The 17616-nt window shown below is 66.9% G+C and carries 15 protein-coding genes; 8 read left to right on the top strand and 7 right to left on the bottom strand.

The genetic code is table 11. The features are described 5' to 3' along the window. Window positions 1–88 precede the first annotated feature (88 nt). From manA to HMI57_RS13045, 4 genes are read right to left on the bottom strand one after another with little or no spacing between them, the layout of a single operon-like run. Entirely contained in the window at window positions 89–1351 is a 1263-nt protein-coding gene (manA, locus tag HMI57_RS13060) for a mannose-6-phosphate isomerase, class I (RefSeq protein WP_171586448.1), read from the bottom strand. A gap of 13 nt (window positions 1352–1364) precedes the next feature. Then, window positions 1365–2957: an LCP family protein gene (locus HMI57_RS13055; RefSeq protein ID WP_171586447.1), complete on the bottom strand. Its 1593-nt coding sequence runs from the start codon at window positions 2955–2957 to the stop codon at window positions 1365–1367. After that, window positions 2954–3457: a 5-(carboxyamino)imidazole ribonucleotide mutase gene (gene purE, locus HMI57_RS13050; protein WP_171586521.1), complete on the bottom strand. Its 504-nt coding sequence runs from the start codon at window positions 3455–3457 to the stop codon at window positions 2954–2956. The genes HMI57_RS13055 and purE overlap by 4 nt, the downstream gene beginning before the upstream one ends. Window positions 3458–3480: 23 nt before the next feature. Then, the gene (locus HMI57_RS13045; protein WP_171586446.1) at window positions 3481–4662 is read right to left on the bottom strand and encodes a 5-(carboxyamino)imidazole ribonucleotide synthase; all 1182 of its coding nucleotides are present in this window, start codon (window positions 4660–4662) and stop codon (window positions 3481–3483) included. A 194-nt stretch (window positions 4663–4856) separates the two neighbouring features. Here HMI57_RS13045 and HMI57_RS13040 point away from each other — a divergent pair, with 194 nt between their 5' ends. Beyond that, a complete protein-coding gene (locus tag HMI57_RS13040) occupies window positions 4857–5462 on the top strand; it encodes a GtrA family protein (protein WP_171586445.1) in 606 nt (201 codons plus the stop codon). Here HMI57_RS13040 and HMI57_RS13035 read toward each other — a convergent pair. Next, window positions 5440–6168: a TIGR03089 family protein gene (locus HMI57_RS13035; RefSeq protein WP_171586444.1), complete on the bottom strand. Its 729-nt coding sequence runs from the start codon at window positions 6166–6168 to the stop codon at window positions 5440–5442. The genes HMI57_RS13040 and HMI57_RS13035 overlap by 23 nt on opposite strands. A 328-nt stretch (window positions 6169–6496) precedes the next feature. On the opposite strand from HMI57_RS13035, the gene HMI57_RS19400 reads away from it, so the two are divergent. The 3 genes from HMI57_RS19400 to HMI57_RS13020 all read left to right on the top strand — a co-directional run bounded on the left by HMI57_RS19400 (window position 6497) and on the right by HMI57_RS13020 (window position 12503). Continuing rightward, window positions 6497–7066, top strand: coding sequence for a WhiB family transcriptional regulator (locus HMI57_RS19400; RefSeq protein ID WP_171586443.1), 570 nt, complete (start codon window positions 6497–6499; stop codon window positions 7064–7066). Further along, on the top strand, window positions 7012–10743 hold the full coding sequence (locus tag HMI57_RS13025) for a glycosyltransferase family 2 protein (RefSeq protein ID WP_346655210.1): 3732 nt from the start codon (window positions 7012–7014) through the stop codon (window positions 10741–10743). The genes HMI57_RS19400 and HMI57_RS13025 overlap by 55 nt, the downstream gene beginning before the upstream one ends. A 173-nt stretch (window positions 10744–10916) precedes the next feature. Continuing rightward, entirely contained in the window at window positions 10917–12503 is a 1587-nt protein-coding gene (locus tag HMI57_RS13020; protein WP_216607456.1) for a DUF5719 family protein, read from the top strand. A 21-nt stretch (window positions 12504–12524) separates the two neighbouring features. Here HMI57_RS13020 and HMI57_RS13015 read toward each other — a convergent pair whose 3' ends face one another. Next, window positions 12525–13025 carry a metallopeptidase family protein gene (locus HMI57_RS13015; RefSeq protein ID WP_171586442.1) on the bottom strand — a complete coding sequence of 167 codons (501 nt, stop codon included), beginning with the start codon at window positions 13023–13025 and terminating at the stop codon, window positions 12525–12527. 111 nt (window positions 13026–13136) lie between these two features. On the opposite strand from HMI57_RS13015, the gene HMI57_RS13010 reads away from it, so the two are divergent. From HMI57_RS13010 to HMI57_RS12995, 4 genes are all read left to right on the top strand, one after another. Further along, window positions 13137–13520: a DUF3499 domain-containing protein gene (locus tag HMI57_RS13010; RefSeq protein ID WP_171586441.1), complete on the top strand. Its 384-nt coding sequence runs from the start codon at window positions 13137–13139 to the stop codon at window positions 13518–13520. A 97-nt stretch (window positions 13521–13617) separates the two neighbouring features. Continuing rightward, window positions 13618–13842 (top strand): hypothetical protein, encoded by a 225-nt coding sequence (locus tag HMI57_RS13005; RefSeq protein ID WP_171586440.1) that lies wholly within the window; start codon window positions 13618–13620, stop codon window positions 13840–13842. A gap of 39 nt (window positions 13843–13881) precedes the next feature. Then, the gene (ahcY, locus tag HMI57_RS13000) at window positions 13882–15378 is read left to right on the top strand and encodes an adenosylhomocysteinase (RefSeq protein ID WP_171586439.1); all 1497 of its coding nucleotides are present in this window, start codon (window positions 13882–13884) and stop codon (window positions 15376–15378) included. A 102-nt stretch (window positions 15379–15480) separates the two neighbouring features. Continuing rightward, a complete protein-coding gene (locus HMI57_RS12995) occupies window positions 15481–16758 on the top strand; it encodes an Ig-like domain-containing protein (protein WP_171586438.1) in 1278 nt (425 codons plus the stop codon). Between the two features lie 39 nt (window positions 16759–16797). Here HMI57_RS12995 and HMI57_RS12990 read toward each other — a convergent pair whose 3' ends face one another. After that, complete coding sequence (locus HMI57_RS12990; RefSeq protein WP_171586518.1) at window positions 16798–17601, bottom strand: RDD family protein; 804 nt, start codon at window positions 17599–17601, stop codon at window positions 16798–16800. Between the last annotated feature and the right edge of the window lie 15 nt (window positions 17602–17616).

The raw sequence follows: 17616 nt of genomic DNA, 5'->3' as shown, positions 1-17616 counted from the left end.
CTTAGGGAAACCCGGCCGACACCCCCGACCATTGGTGGTCATGGGCCTGCCTTCCCGGCACTTCTGTGGGGCGGCAGCAGGGGCAGGGTCAGCCGGGGAGGGTGACGGCGAAGGCTAGGGCGCCGTCGTCGTCGTTGTCGGTGTCCGGGCCGGTCCCGGAGGCGAGCTTCACCATGACGGGGGCCTCGTTGGCCGGGACGAAGGCGCTTGATCCGCGGGGGAGAAGGAGATCGCCCCGGGGTGAGTCCAGGACGATGCTCCCGGAGACGGCGAGGACCAGCACGGGCCCGTTCTGGGCCAGCGGCACGTCGGAGGAGGCCATCGAATCGGATCCGGTGCGCAGGTCGAGGCGTTGCAGGGCGAACTCTTCGAAGGGCGGGCAGTACACCTCCTGGCCGAGCGGGGTGTGGCGGACCTCGACGGCGGGTACTTTAACCGTTTCGAACCGGACGGTGCGCAGCAGTTCGGGGACGTCGATGTGCTTGGGGGTGAGACCGCCGCGCAGGACATTGTCCGATGCAGCCATCACTTCAATCCCGAGGCCGCTCAGGTAGGCGTGGACGTTCCCGGCAGGCAGGTAAATGGCCTGGCCGGGTTTCAGGGACACCCGGTTCAGGAGCAGGGAGACCAGCACCCCGGGGTCGTTGGGGTAGTGAGCGGCGAGGTCCCTGACCGTCGCGGCGTCCTTCCCGGGCGCCTCGGCGAGGGCTGCGGTGACGGCCTCGACCGCCTGCGGTGTGCCGTCGTCGGTGAGGAGGCGGGTGAAGGCGCCGCGCAGTGCCTCACCCTGATCCGGGTGGCGGAGGTCGCTGACGACGTCGGCCAGCAGCGCGGGGACGTTCGCCCCGGTGTCCTCGATCACGCTGACCAGGTGCTCAAACACGCCGGCCGCCTCCGAAGCCGGGCGGAACCCGCACAGCGCCTCGAAGGGGGTGAGGGCGAGAAGCATTTCGGGTTTGTGGAACCCGTCCCGGTAGCTGCGGTGGGGGGCGTCGGCCGGAACGCCTGCTGCGTTTTCTGCCTCAAACCCTGCTGTAGCCTGCTCACTGCTGGGGTGGACCTGGAGCGAGAGCGGCGCCGCAGCGGCGAGCACCTTCAGCAGGAACGGGAGCCGGTCGCCGAAGTGCTCACGGGTTGCTGCACCCAGGGCGCGCTCCGGGTCTGCGGCGATCAGGTGGTCAAGATCCTCCTGCGTGCCATCCTCGAGCAATACGCGCGACGGTGAATCCGGGTGGGCGCCGATCCACAGCTCCGCTTCCGGTCCACCTGTCGGAACCCGTCCGAGCAGCTCGGCGATTGCCGTTTCGGATCCCCAGGCGTAGGGCCGCAGGGTGTTCTCCAGCAGGTACATGGGTCTCGTTTCGTTAGGCGGGGCTGCATTCCCCATTGTTGTCCAGCAGGGTGCTGAGGGTGGGAATGTCACCGTTGATGGCCAGTTGCTGCAGGTATTCCTCGGTGATCTCGGGCTCCGTGAGCTGTGCGGGAACCGTGCCCGGCAGCTGGGTGGACTGGAAGACGGCTGCCACGTCCGGCGCGTCGGACGTGCCTGGCACCGGCAGGTCGGCGGCGGAGGCCGAAACGTCTTCGGCGAGGGTCTCCTGGACCCGGGAGTGAATCTCCTCGAAGACAGGGTAGGTGACGAAGTTGTCGGCAGCTGTACCGAAGTCGGGTGGGCCGATGGTGAGGCGCCGGGTTTCGTGGTCCTTGGCTTTCAGTGCCAGGTCCACAAAGCTTCCCAACTGGTCCAGGGCGATGTCCGTTTCGACGATCTCGGCCCCGGCACTGGCCAGGTCCTCAAACCGGGTCAGCACTGTTGCTGGATCCAGTTGGGCGATCATCGCCTGCTGTACGCACTGCTGTCGGGCGATCCGGTGATAGTCGGTGACGAACTCCCGTGACCTGGCGTACCAGAGAGCCTGGTACCCGTCGAGGGTCTGAACCCCCGGGGCGATCCACCCTGAGGGAGGGTAGTGCCGGATCGGGTCGGTGCCAGGAATCTCGGCGGACGTAATAGGAACCCAGCCGCCAGCGTCGATGGTGATGCCGCCCATGGCGTCGATCACCTGGGAGAAGCCCTCCATGTCCACCAGAATGTAGGCCTGGACCTCGATGCCGAGAACCCCACCTGCCGCGTCCATCATGGCTTCCGCGCCGGGGTCGGCGGAATCGGGATACAGGTCGGGGTAGTCCTGGGCGACCACCGGGTAAAGGCTGTTGATGATGCACTCATCCCCGCAGTTGTACCCGTCCGGATAGATCTCCCAGAGCGGGGAATCCTCGGTGAACGGGGCGTTCTGCAGGTTGCGGGGAATGCTGAAGGTGACGGCGGCACCGGTGGACGTGTCCACGCTGATCACCGAGATGCTGTCCGGCCGGCGGCCGGTGCGGTCCTCACCGGCGTCGCCGCCCATCAGCAGGAAGTTGTAGCGGCCATCCACCGGGTCGAACGCGGGACCAGCCTGGAAGATCGAGCCGAAGGTACCGCGGCTGACGTTGAGCAGGTAGGCACCGTAGGCGAGGGAGCCGCTGGTGACCACCATCAGGGCCACCAGCGATCCGGCCACCAGCGGGCGCATTGACCGCTCCAGCAGGGGAGGCCTGATGATCCGCAGCGTGTTCAGGAACAGAATCGCCCAGGACACGGCCAGTGCGAGCAGCACGATGATCAACACGAGCGACCACCACTGGTGGGTCACCACGCTCACCAGAGCGGTGCGGTTGGTTGCGGCGACGATGATCGCTGCCGCCACGGCCAGCCAGACAAAGAAGGTCACCACCAGTGCCCGCCGGCCCAGGGCGCGGTTCCCGGCGACGATCTGCGCGGAGCCAGGCAACACCAGGGTCAACAGGAGCAGGACGAAGGCGCGTTTGGTGCGGACCCTGGGCGGGGCGGACTGGGGGTAGCGGACCGGGTCGGTCAACTGCCAGTGGCCCTCGGTGCCGGGGTGCTGGCTCATACGCCGCTGCCTTCCGGGGCGGCTGCCCGGGCGCGGAGCGCGGTGCCTTTGTCGACGGCGGTCTGCCGCAGATCGGCAGCGAAAGTGATGAGCTCGCCGCGGAGGCGATCGGCCAGGGTCCCTTCGCCTGCGGCGAGGATCCGCACGGCGAGGAGGCCGGCGTTGCGGGCGCCGCCGATCGACACCGTAGCTACCGGAACCCCGGCGGGCATCTGGACGATCGAGAGCAGCGAATCCATTCCGTCAAGAAACTTCAATGGCACCGGGACGCCGATCACTGGCAGGGGGGTGACCGACGCCAGCATCCCCGGCAGGTGGGCGGCGCCGCCGGCACCAGCGATGATGACCCGGATGCCACGGTCATGGGCGTCCTGCCCGTACGCGATCATTTCGGTGGGCATCCGGTGCGCGGACACCACGTCCACCTCATAGGGCACCGAGAATTCGGTCAGGGCCTGCGCGGCGGCCTCCATGACGGGCCAGTCCGAATCGGAGCCCATTACCAGGCCCACTAGAGGGTTGTTCACGTGTTTTCCTTCCGGATGTCTGGACCGTCCAGCCCGTCCCTGAGGATAGCTGCGGTCCGCTCCGCCCGGTCCCGGACGGTGGAGAGGCTTTCGCCGGCCAGTGCCACGGCATTGACGTGGCCAATCTTGCGACCCGGCCGGACGTCCTTGCCGTAGGTGTGGATCTTCACGGCGGGTTCGGCCGCCAGTGCCACAGGATAGGCACTAAAGAGGTCAACGTTGCTGCCGCCCAGAAAGTTCTTCATCACTGTCACCTCGCCGAGCGTCGCGGTGCTTCCCAGTGGCAGGTCCAGGACTGCCCGAAGGTGCTGCTCGAACTGGCCGGTGACCGCACCGTCCATCGTCCAGTGGCCCGAGTTGTGGGGCCGCATGGCCAGTTCATTCACCATGAACCCTGCCTCGGTCCCGGGGGTCTGGAACAGTTCGACGGCCATCACTCCGGTCACCGCCAGCTCATCGGCAATGCGCAGTGCTGCGGCACCGATCGCCGTCGCAAGGTCAGCGGGAAGATCGGCTGCGGGCGCGATGACCTCGTCGCAGACGCCGTCCACCTGGATCGAGTGCACCACCGGCCAGGCCAGGGATGAACCCGACGGGGTCCGCGCCACCAGGGCTGAGAGTTCGCGGCTGAAGTCCACCTTCGCTTCGGCGAGCAGGGCGCCTCCCGTGAACCAGGAGGCTGCACGGGAGGTGTCGGAAGGAGAGTCAAGGATCATGACTCCCTTGCCGTCGTAGCCGCCGCGCGGGGTCTTCAGGACCACCGGCCAGCCGATCCGGTCGCCGAACGCGCACAGCTCCGTCACCGAAGACACCTCGTCCCACTCCGGGTTGGGCAGCCCCAGGCGGTCGATGGCGCGGCGCATCACGATCTTGTCCTGCGCATGGGCGAGGGCTGACGACGGCGGCTGCACGTTCACGCCGTCGGCCTCCAGCGCGCGGAGCAGGTCCCCGGGGACGTGCTCGTGGTCGAAGGTCAGCACATCCACCCCGGCTGCGAACGCACGCAGCTGCTCGAGGTTGCGGTAGTCGCCCACCGTGGAGGAGGCGACGGCAGCCACCGCCGACACGTCGGGGCCTTCGGCCAGGACGCGCAGGGTGAAGCCGAGCTGGACTGCGGCAGGGGCCATCATGCGCGCTAGTTGGCCGCCGCCAACCACGCCGATTACAGGAAAAGTCACGTACTCAGGGTACCCACTGCCGGGCGCGGTACTGGCATGCAGGGCCCAGGTGGGGTGGGTTTCTAGGAAACTCCCAACCTTGGCAGCTAAAATGATTCATTGGCCGTTGTGCATGCAGCATGGTGGTAGCACCCCCCACGATTGCACGTCCGCGATCATGGGGTAACCAGCATGCAACCGGACCGCGGAGGGTCATGTTTTCCACAGTGGCAGAGCGCATCAGGGGCCTCGCATCCCTGTTTTGGCGAGAGGTTGCCAAGTTTGGCGCAGTCGGCGGAGTCGCCTTCATCATCGACAACGGCCTCTTCTGGTACCTCATCCACGGCCCGATGTCCGATAGCGAGGTCAAGGCCCGCTTCGTGTCAGCGTCGGTGGCCACAGTGTTTGCCTGGATCGCCAACCGCTACTGGACTTTCCGGCACCGCCGGCAACCGAACCCGGCGCGCGAACTGACCATGTTCGTGTTCATCAACCTGATCGGCATGGGGATCGCTGCCGGGTGCGTGTGGATCGCCAAGTACCCGATGGACATCACCGATCGCCCGACCCTGTTCTTCGCCGGCATCGTGGGAACGGTCCTCGCCACTGTCCTCCGGTTCGTCGCCTACCGCTTCTGGGTGTTCAACGTGGAACTCGACGAGGATCCGGCGTTCAGCCACGACCGGGAGCTGTTCGGGCACCCCGACGACAGGGCAGAGGAAGGCCCGGTGAATGCACCGGCCGGCGCCGCACCGGGACCGGGAATTGTCGACAACCTGGATGCTGGGCCGCGCGAACCTACGCTCCCACGCGATCAGTGACCCGTTCGCTGGCCACTAGGTCAGCGGAAAGCTCCACACTGGCGTGTGCCACGATCAGGGTGCCGCCGGTGGTCCAGCAGTGCACCGCCGCAGCGAGGGTTGTCTCAAGGGGCAGGTCGGCAGGGACCAGGAGCACCCCGCCCGGCGTCCAGCCGCAGGCCGCAGCCCGGTCGAACAGCACCGGCATGCTCAACCCGCCATCTGCCAGCTCCATGGCGGTCTGACCCTCGATCGCTGGGGGAAGGTCGAGGAACTCGTCGCCGTAGCCCCGCACCTCCGCCGCATAGTCAACGGCACCGGCAGGGATGGTTCCGGGATATTTCAGGTCGAGGGCGCCCAGCGCCACCAGCACCAGCAGCTGGGAGGGAGAGTTCACCGCCGCCGTGTCGTCAGAGCTGACCACGATGTCCGCGGCGGTGTCGGCTGTCACCGCGCTGGCGACGGGGACCGCCCCTACCTGCCAGCAGGCCAGGGCCCAGACCAGCGTCTTCCAGTGGCCGGGCAGCAAGAGGTTAACCCGCGTCCCGGGTACGGCGTCCAGTTCCTCGACCAGCAGGTTGGAGGTCTTGGCCACCCAGTTGTCCAGCACCCGCCCGGAGAGCTCGATCCGCTCACTGTTGGGGCCGTACCAGATCAGCCGGGGAGCCGAGGGATTGACCGTGCGGAGCTGGTGCATGAGGTGGGGGACTGCCGTTGATGCTGCCATGACCGGTTGACGCCTTCCTGGTGCCTGGTACGAATTCTTTTTCTGGCCGGGAATCCGCCGGCTGCGGATTTGCCAGTGTCACAGGGGACACGCCGCAGGGGAAGTGACAAACTCTCAGCGTGGCGTGAACGAGTTCCTGGGAAATAACTCTATAAGATTCCTCCCGGCGCTTGACTGAACACGTATTACACGCGTGTAATTAGGTATCGGAAAGTTCCAGCACATCGGATACTTGGGCCGCACAGTCTCTCGCAAACACCTTTTGCTCAGTAGTCGTGCCTGAATCCACCACAGTAGCTGCTGGAACGGCAACACCGGGAGGGCTGACATGGGACAGGCAGAGAAGGTCCACGACCGTACGACCATTGAGGCACAGGCTTCGGCGCGCTACGGCTCACGTGGCGTCCCCAGCGACTGGTTTGTCGATCCGGCAGACCCCGAGGCAGCCGAGCGGTACCGGCAGAGCACCGCCAGTTCACTCGAGGACCAGGCGACCGCCTTCCTCACCGCTCATGAGGACCTGACTGACCTCGATGACGAATCACCCTCGGCCCTCCTGGCGCCGCAGCGGCTCACCCCCGCCGAGGCCCCCGCACCGAGCCGACAGGCAGCCGAGCGCAGCGACCAGGCCGTCTGGATCGGTCTGCCGGGCATCGGGCAGGATTTCGACGACGAGGGGGAGTTGGGCTGGCAGGCTGATTCGCTGTGCGCACAGACCGACCCCGAGGCGTTCTTCCCCGAGAAGGGCGGGTCGACCCGCGACGCCAAGAAGGTCTGCGGTGCCTGCAACGTGCGCTCGCAGTGCCTCGAATACGCGCTGGCGAATGATGAGCGCTTCGGTATCTGGGGTGGGCTTTCCGAGCGCGAGCGCCGTCGGTTACGAAAGCGAGCGGTCTAATTCTGCAGCACCCCCGCGTCACGGCCGTTGTGGTCGCCCACAACGGTTCGGCATTTCTTTCGGCCACCCTCGCCGCTCTCGGAGCGCAGGAACACCCGGCCGACTTTGTGATTGGCGTCGACGCCGGGTCAACTGATGACTCGGCGTCCATTTTGCAGCTGGAACTGCCGGTCGGATCTCCGGTGGTGGGGGCGCCGTCCCGTGCTGGCTTTGGAGCGGCAGTGCGGGTGGGTCTCGCTGAACTGCCGGAACGTCGTCCGCCGGTTGAAGGATCGGAGGCCGCCCATGAATGGCTCTGGCTCCTTCACGATGATTCTGCCCCCGAGCCCCAGGCCCTGGAGGAATTGCTCCTGGCCGTCGAACGCGCCCCTTCGGTCACCGTCGCCGGCTCAAAGCAGGTGGAGTGGGGCAACCGGCGGAAACTGGTAGACGTCGGCCTGTCCATCAGCCGGTGGGCCGAACGGCTGACGCTGATCGACGTCGATGAACTCGACCAGGGCCAATACGACTCGCGAAGCGACGTGTTCGCCGTCAACTCCGCTGGCATGCTGATCCGGCGGGATGTCTGGGAGCTCCTGGAGGGATTCGATCCCGCACTGCCCGGCACCGGCGACGACGTCGACTTCTGCTGGCGGAACCGGCTCGCCGGACACCGCGTCGTGGTGGTCCCCAGCGCAGTCATCCGTCATGCCAGCTCCCGCACCCATCCCACGGTCGCCCATCGTGCAGCCCGCAAGGCCGAGGTCTACCTGCGGCTGAAGCACTCAACCCTGTGGAAGGTCCCCTTCCTGGCGGTCGGGGCGGTCATCGGCGGATTCGGCCGGCTGGTCCTGGGACTACTGGCCAAGGACCCCGGCTATGGGTTCAGCCAACTCTTCGCCAGCGTTTCAGCGGTCCTGCGACCAGTGGACCTGTTCCGATCCCGCCGCCGCGCCACGCGGACCAGGAAACTGCCGCGCAACACCGTCCGCGCACTCCGCACGTCCCGCCGCGAAGTCTGGTCCCACCGCCGGTCGGTGATCGACGCCTTCTCGGCGGAAGGGCACCTCAGCGAAGCCGTCATTGGCGACGAGCAGAGCGCCTATATTCCCTCCGGCGACGCCGCCGAAGACTTCAGCTCCCTTGCCGCACCATCGCGCACCTGGATTGGCGTGGGTGCCATAGCGGCCACCGTAGTGCTAGCGGCCGTGTCCCTCGTAGGCCTCCACCGGCTCATCGGCGCACCAGCGCTGGCCGGGGGAGCCCTGCTGCCGGTCTCCGCTTCGATGGTGGATATCTGGAACAACGCGTCCAGCTGGTGGATCCCGTTGGGCTTCGGAATGGCCGGTCACGGCGACCCGTTCGGATACGTGCTGTGGCTGCTCGCCGCCCTGGGATTCGGCAACGGCAACGTCGTCCTGGTCACCCTGGTGCTGTTGGCCCTTCCCCTGGCTGGACTGTCCGCCTGGTTCGCTTCCGGAGCCCTGACCTGGAGCCGGGGGCTGCGCGTGTGGGCAGCTTTCTTCTGGGCTGCCGTGCCGGCGCTCCAGGTGGCCGTGGGCAGTGGTCGCCTGGGTGCGCTGCTGGTGCACCTGTTGCTGCCGCTGGCGGGACTGGCACTGATTCGCGCCGTCGGCGGAGCGCGCGCACCGCAGCCGGGATCCCACCCCCACGCGCCCGGAGTGGCTCCGGCCGCGTCGAGCCCCTATGCGATCGCGTTTGAGGACGACGACGCGTACGCCCGCCGTCGCCCGGTCGAAGTACTGCTGAAGCCGGGTATCAGCGGGGTACCCAGCTGGACTGCCGCTGCGACAGCTGGCCTGCTGCTGGCAGCGATCACTGCCGCCGCACCATCGCTGCTCCCCCTGACCGTGGTGGGAGTCCTCACCGCTGCCGTCCTGCTCCGCCGCCGCGCCAAAACCCTGTGGTGGTCCCTGCTGCCCGCGCTGGCCCTCTTTGTCCCCTTCATCGCCTCGACCACCGACCAGCTGCGGGCCGTCCTGGCCGATCCCGGCGTCCCCGTCCCGTTTGAGGCTGCCGCGCTGTGGCAGCAGCTGCTCGGCTACCCGGTGGCCTACGACCCGACGGCCGCACTCGCGGCCCTGCCCTTCCTGCCCGAGGGGCCGTGGGCGCTGGCCGCTTCCCTTCTGGTCGGCGGTCCAACCCTTCTGCTGGCTGCCGCGGCGCTGTTCCTGCCCGGCCGTGGCACTGCTGTGGCCCGTGGGCTCTGGGTCCTCGGTCTGGCTGCCCTGTTGCTCTCCACCGCCCTGTCCTTTGTCGCCGTCTCGGAGGGGTCCTCGGCGCTGATCACTCCGTTTACCGGACCTCTGGTCTCGGTGCTGATGCTGTCCATGGCGGGCGCGGCGCTCGTCGGAGCGGACAAGGCCCTCTCCGCGCACCAGACCGGGATCGCCCGCAAGGCACGTGCTGACGCCTCCGCGCCGCGCCGACGCACCGGTCCCGCCTTGGTAGCTGCCGCCGTCGTACTCGGAATCGGCCCGGCGGTCAGTCTTGGCCTCTGGGCTATCCCGACGCCCGTCGAGACCACCGCCGTCGCCCTGTCGGGCGACACCGCGTCGACCGATAGCCTGGCCACCGATAGCCTGACCAATGACAACCTCGAGCCGTCGGCGAACGCCGGCACCCGGTTCGGTGCTGACCTTCTCCTCGCGCCCAGCGCCGAGCGCACCCTTCCCGCGACGGCCGCCGACCGCGGGAACAGCGCCGAGCGCACCAAGTCCCTGGTGCTGAACGTTGACGGCAGCAACAACGTCAGCGCCGCCCTGATGCGCAGTGGCGGCACCACCCTTGACCAGCTTTCACAGATCTACTCGGCCCGTGGACTCTATGGTCCGCTGGGATCGGCTGAGTTGCGTGCTGACGATGAAGCAACTGCTGCGATCCGGAGCACCGTCGCCGTGATCGTGGCCGGCACCGGTTACGATCCCCGCCAGGAGCTGAGCCAGTTGGGTGTCGGATTCATTGTGCTGCAGCAGTCGGATACGGCTGCTGAAGTCCTCGCCGGACAGATTGACGCAGTGCCGGGCCTCGTCGCGGTCGGTAACACCAACTCGGGATGGTTGTGGCGGGTGGTACCCGGCACCGGTTCGGACGGTGCTGTCACCACAGCTGACACCACCAGCCTGGAGAACACTGCCGGGGCGCGGGTGCGCATCATTGATGCCGAGGGAACCACTGTCGAGGTGGTTGACTCCGGACCTACCTCCGTCTCAACCATCATCCCCGCGGGCGATGACCAGCGGTCGCTCGTGCTGGCCGAACGCTCCGACGCTGGCTGGCGGGCCACCCTCGACGGCGTCGCCCTCACGCCGCGGACCACTGAATGGTCCCAGGAGTTCGAGTTGCCCGCCGACGGCGGCCGGCTGGAAGTCACCTATGTCACGGCGTGGGAACCCTGGGCAGGCATCGGGACTGCCGTCATCATCGGCCTCACCGTGCTGCTGGCCATCCCGATGCCGTCACGCCCCCGCTTCGTCAGGACGTATCCGGGCCGGCGCGGAACGCCAGCCACCGTGGTGCCGCAGCCAGCCGGGGCCGATGCCACCGCACCCGACGACCAGCCCGCTGATTCACCAGCCGAGCCGGCCCGGTCCACTGTCGCTGCTTCATCCACCGGGTCCGCCGGGGAGCGGCCAGCCAACGACACATCAATCCTCACCGCCCGGGGGCGGTCATGACCGAACCGGGTGCCCACCATGACCCTGACACTGCAGTGAACCGTCCTGTGACGGCTGACGCCGCCGACCCTGTGGCCGGTTCAGAGCCAGCCATTCGCCCTCGATCTGGCCGCTCTCGATCCGGGGGCTCCCGATCCGGGCGCTCTCGATCCGGGCGGCGACACCCGGGTGCGTTGCGCCGTGGAGCGGGGATCGGTGCCTCACTGATCCTGGTCGGAGCCTGTGGCGCCCTGGTGATCGGAATCTCCGGGCTGGAGCCCACCGGCGCCGCAGCCCAGTTCCCCATCCCGGTCGCCGAGGTGCCCGCGGGGGAGTACACCGGGGTCTGCCCGGGACCGCCGCGCCTGATCGCCAGCGACGCCGCCCTTGCCGACCCGGAGTTCAGCCCGGAGTCCGAGACGGCCCGCAGCGCGGTGAGCGCCCTGGTGCTCAGCAGCCTCGGGTCGGTCCTTCCCGGCAGCGACCTCACAGCACTCGGAGAGCAGGAACCGCTCGCGACCATCGCCAGCGGAGAGTCAGGCGAGTCAGGCGAGGACCCGGTCCCGGAAGCGGTCACCGATGAGAACGGGCTGACCAACCGGACGGCCGGGGTGCTCGCGGACCAGGCGGTCGACGGGGTGAGCGTCCTTTCAGTCCAACCCGTGGGTGACCTTCCGGCCACCGCCGGCGCGGTCCTGAGCTACCGCGCCACGGACGGCGACCTGGGTGGGCTCGCGCTGTCCCACTGCACCGCACCCCGCAGCGATTTCTGGATAGTCGGCGCGTCTACCACTGTGGGCGCCACCGCCGTCCTGAATCTGTCGAACCCGTCCGGAACCCCGGCAACCGTCGACCTTGAGCTCTACGGGTCAGCTGGGCCGATCGAGGCCGGTGGCAGTAGAGGGTTGCTGATAGCGCCCGGAGCCACCGAGTCAATCGTGCTAGCAGGCCTGGCCGCGGGCCAGGACCAACTGGCGGTCCGCGTCCTCAGCGACGGCGGCCGGGTGGTTGGACACATCCAGCAGAGCCTGCTGCGTGAGCTGACTCCCGGTGGTGTAGAGCTGCTGCAGGCTGCCGCGCCAGCTGCCGGCACCCAGGTGATTTCGGGGGTACGAATCCAGGACGAGGACATTGCCAATGAGATTACTGACCAGGACGGCTACGAAACTGCCGCACCTGGCCTGCAGGTAGTGGTGCCCGGCAGCACCGACGCCGTGGTGAACGTCAGGGTGTACGGTGCTGGCGGCGAAGTGGAACTTCCCGACGGCGGCGTCATCACCGCAACGGCGGGCGCCGTGACCAGCGTGGCCCTGGACAATATCCCGGCAGGTGACTACACGGTCGAGGTCACAGCGGATGTGCTCATTTCAGCGGCAGCGCGCGTCAGCCGTGGCACCGGGGCTGAGGAGCCGGTCGACTTTGGGTTCGCGCCGTCGGGAGCACGGCTCGGTAGCACCCAGGTAGCGGTGTTCCCCGCGGGCTCCCGTGCCGCCCTGACCTTCGGTGCACCCACGGGCCGGTCGGAAGTGCAGCTCACTCCCGTCGCCGAGGACGGCACCCTGCTGGAGGAACAGACAGTTAGCGTCGCCGGCGGGACCACAGTTACGGTGACGGCAGCCGATCTCGGTGATGATGTGGTGGCCGTCCTGATCGCGGCCTCAGGTGACCCGGTGTACGGGGCGCAGGTGCACCAGATCGACAGTGAACCGGGCATCTCGGTGACGTCGCTTCCACCCGGCAGCGGCGGTCAGCCAAACGTGGCGGTCAACCTGGGGTACTGACTGGCAAACCTGTCGCGCCGGTCAGGCCTTGGACCGCCCGTAGGCGGGGTCGACGGCTTCGGGTGTCATCCCCAACAGTTCGGCGGTCTGTTCAACCACCACGTCGTGGACCAGTTCATTCGGCGCGATGAAGCCGCCGGCGGCGAGTTCAACCGGGTGACGGTACACGATGATGGTGGGGGGCCGGTTCGCGGCTCCGGGAATCGACGTACCGAGTAGCCCGCGAAGCGACTGGGCGGTCATCGACTCAAGATTGGCTGGAATGTCCTGCACTACCATCTGCAAGTCGAGGATCCGCTCACCCCAGAGCCGTTCCAGCCGCTGGGCCGATTCCATCACCCATTCATCGAACCGTTCAGCCCTGCTGCGGGCGCCGGGGAGATGCGGCGGAATCAGCTGCCCGCGCAGGCCACGGCCATGCCGGTTACGGCGACGACGGCTGAAACCCGGACCTGACGGGCCCGGCCGCGCGGCGTCGTCAGGGTCGTTCAGCCGTACCGAGAATGTAGAACTGTCCCGCATGTAATGACTGTAAACCCATTGGCCCCCAATGCAAGGGCCGGTGCCCGGACGGCGCGCGGGACCGCCCCAGATCCCCGCCGCGGATGGGGTTAGCCGGTAGGCTCAACAGTCGTGGGATCCCTTCGAACTTGTTCACGCTCAGCCTGCCAGCATGCCGCAGTCGCAACGCTGACCTTCGTGTATGCCGATTCCACCGCAGTGTTAGGCCCGCTGGCCACCTACGCGGAACCGCATTGTTACGATTTGTGCGCCACCCACGCCGAAACCCTCACCGTGCCACGTGGCTGGGAAGTCGTCAGGCTGGCGCTGCCCTCGGCCCGCGCCGAGCCCCACCCCGATGACCTGCTGGCACTCGTCGACGCTGTACGGGAAGCTGCCACCGATCGGAGTCCCGAGGCGGGTCCAGCCGTACGGGGCAACAAGGGCACGCTGGAACCACCCGCCAATGTCTCCGGCGTCCGGCGCGGTCACCTGCGGATCCTCCGGGAGCAGTAGCCCAGCGGTTCGGCCAGACCTGTGCCTCCCGCTGTCCCCGCGCGGGTTCGAGGGTCCACGTTATCCGCGCAACCCGCGCCCGCGATAGTCTTGAGCCATGAGCTCCATATCCCCTGATCTGCTCGCTGTGCTCCGCTGCCCCGTCACCGGCTCAACCCTGGTCCACGAGGGGGAGTTCCTTGTCTCCTCGGAGCCCGACAGCACAGGAAGCCCGGTGCGATACAGCATCGACGAAGGCATCCCTGTGCTCCTCCGCCCCGAACTACTTGTGGCCGCGACCGCGGCTGGCTCCGACGAGCACGATGGGCCCCCAGCACACTAGTCCCTTCAGCAGCACCAACGAACAGGAATGCGCTAAACCATGACCTTCGATTTCAAAGTTGCCGACCTCTCCCTCGCCGAGGCGGGACGCCACCAGATCCGCCTGGCCGAGCATGAGATGCCCGGCCTGATGGCCCTTCGCCGCGAATTTGGTGCAAGCCAGCCCTTGAAGGGGGCCCGCATCGCAGGCTCCCTGCACATGACCGTGCAGACAGCGGTCCTGATCGAAACCCTCACCGCTCTCGGCGCCGAGGTGCGGTGGGCTTCGTGCAACATCTTCTCCACTCAGGATGAGGCCGCTGCCGCGATCGTCGTCGGCACCGGCACCGCCGAGGAGCCCGCAGGTGTCCCGGTGTTTGCCTGGAAGAACGAGACCCTTGAGGAATACTGGTGGACCACCACCCAGATCCTCAGCTGGCCCGGCGGAGCAGGCCACGGGCCGAACATGATCCTCGACGACGGCGGCGACGCGACCCTCCTGGTCCACAAGGGAGTGGAGTTCGAGGCGGCCGGAGAAGTGCCCGCGGGCCCGGCCGAGGACGACCTGGATTACTCCCACGAATTCTCAGTGGTGCTCGACGTGCTGCGCGGCACCCTGGCTGAGGATCCTGAGAAGTGGACCCGGATTGCGGCTGATATCAAGGGCGTCACCGAAGAAACCACCACTGGCGTCATGCGGCTGTACCAGCTGGCGCAGCAGGGCAAGCTGTTGTTCCCGGCCATCAACGTCAACGACTCCGTCACGAAGTCGAAGTTCGACAACAAGTACGGTATCCGCCACTCCCTCCCGGACGGCCTCAACCGCGCCACCGATGTGCTCATCGGCGGCAAGGTTGTCGTGGTGTGCGGCTACGGCGATGTCGGCAAGGGTGCCGCCGAGGCGCTGCGCGGCCAGGGCGGACGCGTGATCGTCACCGAGATCGACCCGATCTGCGCGCTGCAGGCGGCCATGGACGGCTATCAGGTGGCGAAGCTGGAGAGCGTCCTGGCGCAGGGTGACATCTTCATCACCACCACTGGCAACAAGGACGTCATCATGGCGCATCACATGGCGGGCATGAAACACCAGGCCATCGTGGGCAACATCGGGCACTTCGACAACGAGATCGACATCGCTGGCCTGGCCAAGATCCCCGGAATCCGCAAGGTGGAGATCAAGCCCCAGGTCCACGAGTGGGTGTTCGCCGCCGACGAGGCAGCAGGCACCGCCGAGCACTCGATCATCATGCTGTCCGAGGGTCGCCTGCTGAACCTGGGCAACGCCACCGGCCACCCGTCGTTCGTGATGAGCAACTCCTTCGCCAACCAGACGATCGCCCAGATCGAGCTCTACACCAAGTGGATGCAGAACAATCTCGAAGGGACCCGCGAGTACGCGAACCAGGTCTACGTGCTCCCGAAGATTCTCGACGAGAAGGTGGCCCGGCTGCACCTCGACGCGATCGGGGTGGAGCTGACCGAGCTCACCAAGAGCCAGGCCGAATACCTGGATATCGACGCTTCCGGCCCCTACAAATCGGACCACTACCGGTACTAAACAGACCGCCCGACGTGGCTGCCACGTCGAAGTGAACTCCACCGGCCACCCCACAACGTAAAATCTGTTGTGGGGTGGCCGGTTTTTAGAGGATGTGGGCAGATGATGGATAAGCAGCAGGGCACGGGCAAGAGCCGCAAGGGCTGGGTCATTGGCGGGGTTTCAGTGGCAGCCCTGCTGATCGCTGCGGCAGCGGCTGTAGCCGTGGCCCCCAACTGGGCGGGCACCGGCAACGATAGGCCAGCTGCCACGTCGACGACGACGGCCGCCGCACCTTCGCCGTCCCCGACGACGGCCTCAAGTTCCCCCGAACCGAGCGTCGCAGCCGATCTCGCTTTCAACGCGCTTCCCGCGGACGGGGCGGAACAGGTGAACCCTGTGACCGCGCCGGAAATCCGGGCGGAGAATGGGGTCATCGAGAGTGTCACTCTACGGGCCGCTGGGGCCGAGCCGGTCGCCGGGACGCTCAGCGAGAACGACACCGTCTGGACCGCCACCGACCGCCTCGAGTTCGCGACCGCCTACGAGTTCGAGTTTGTGTTGGCTGACGCCAACGGGAACACGGTCACCGAGTCACAGAGCTTCAGTACCGTGATGCCGGCCAACGAGGCGGACGCGGCGATGTATCCGCGGGACGGTTCGACGGTCGGGACCGGGCAACCCATCGAGATCAACTTCAGCGAACCTGTCATCAACCGTGATGCGGTGGAGTCCGCCATCACCATCACCAGTACCAGCGGTCAGACCGGTGCTTTCTACTGGCTCAGCGACACCAAGGTGCGTTACCGGGCCGAAGAGTTCTGGGCTCCGAACAGCACGATCACCGTCGACATGGAACTGTTCGGGGTCGACTACGGCAATGAGATGATCGGGAACTTCGACGACCAGCTGGTGTTCAACACCCACAACACCCGGCTGGCCGTCGTCGACAACGAAACCAAGATGATGAACGTCTACATCGACGGGAATCTGACCGAGACCTTCCCCATCACCCTGGGAACCGAGGAGTGGCCATCGACCATCGGCTTCCACGTGGTGATGGAACAGTATGAGTCGACCAGGTTCACGGCCGAGTCCATTGGCCTGGAACCGGGCGACGAGGCCTATTACGAGCCCACCGTGGTGAACCATGCAAGCCGGATTTCCAACGGCGGGGCGTTCGTGCATGAGGCGTTGCCCGCGGCGCAGGTGGCGCTGGGCAACTTCAACGTCTCCCACGGCTGCATCGGAATGTCCCCTGAGGGGGCGAAGTACTTCTACGACACCTTCGGCCCGGGCGACGTAGTCGAGGTCCGCAATACCGGCTATGGTCCGATGTTCATCTGGGACGGCTTCGGGGACTGGAACACCCCGTGGAGCGAATACAGCAGCCAGCCCTAGTCAGCCCTCTTTCGTCCAGCTGACAGCCGGCGCCGGTGGTTACTGGCCGAAGGGCAGCTTGTGGAGCCGATCGGTGGTCCGGGTGGTGCGCTCGCGCTGGCGACGCAACCGGTTCAGGTCCCTGTTCCGGCGTTCGGCAAGCACCGCGTTGAGGAAATCCTCCGGATGGGTGCCCGCTGGTGGTGGCGGTGCAACGAAGGATGACACCTCGGTCGCCAGGTCGACGGCGAGCGTGTGGCGTGCCAGGGGAGTGAGTCTGGAGGCCTGGCCAATGAATGCGGTTACCCGCCGCGCCAGTGCGTCCGGGAGCTGCATGACGTCCGCGGTAGCAAGCCAGCCCGCCAGCTGCGGGGGAACCACAGCGAGGGTGCGGGGCTTCTCCACCACCCGCTCGTGCATCGAGTACGTGCCGGCCAGTAGGTCGCCCAGGCGTTTGGAGCGTTCGTTGAACACGGCCACCAGGAAGGCCAGTGACCCGAGCAGCAGGTAGATCTCGAGGACGCCGACCATGCCGCGAATGAAGGCGTGCCGGAACCGGATGGCACCGCCGTCGTCGCGCACAATCCGTAGCCCCATCACCAGCCTGCCGAGGGATTTACCGCGAGTCACGGTCTCCACCGTCACCGGGACCACCAACACCACCAGAACCAGAAGCACGAGAACCAGCGCCTGGGTCAGCGCCGGATCGAAGGAACCGCCCAGGGTGCTGCTCACGCCCAGGACGATTGCCAGGACCAGGATCGCCTGGGCAACGATATCGATGAGCAGGCTGATGCTCCGGGCACCGAAGGAGGCAGGCCTGAGCTCTAGGACTACAGCCTCGCCAGTCACGACTGAACTCATCATGCGTCCCCTTGC

The sequence above is a fragment of the Arthrobacter sp. 260 genome, assembly GCF_013116745.1.
In the GTDB taxonomy this organism is placed as follows: Bacteria; Actinomycetota; Actinomycetes; order Actinomycetales; family Micrococcaceae; genus Arthrobacter_D.
The sequence above is the reverse complement of the archived record's forward strand: the minus strand, read 5'-3'. Positions and strand labels throughout refer to the sequence as shown.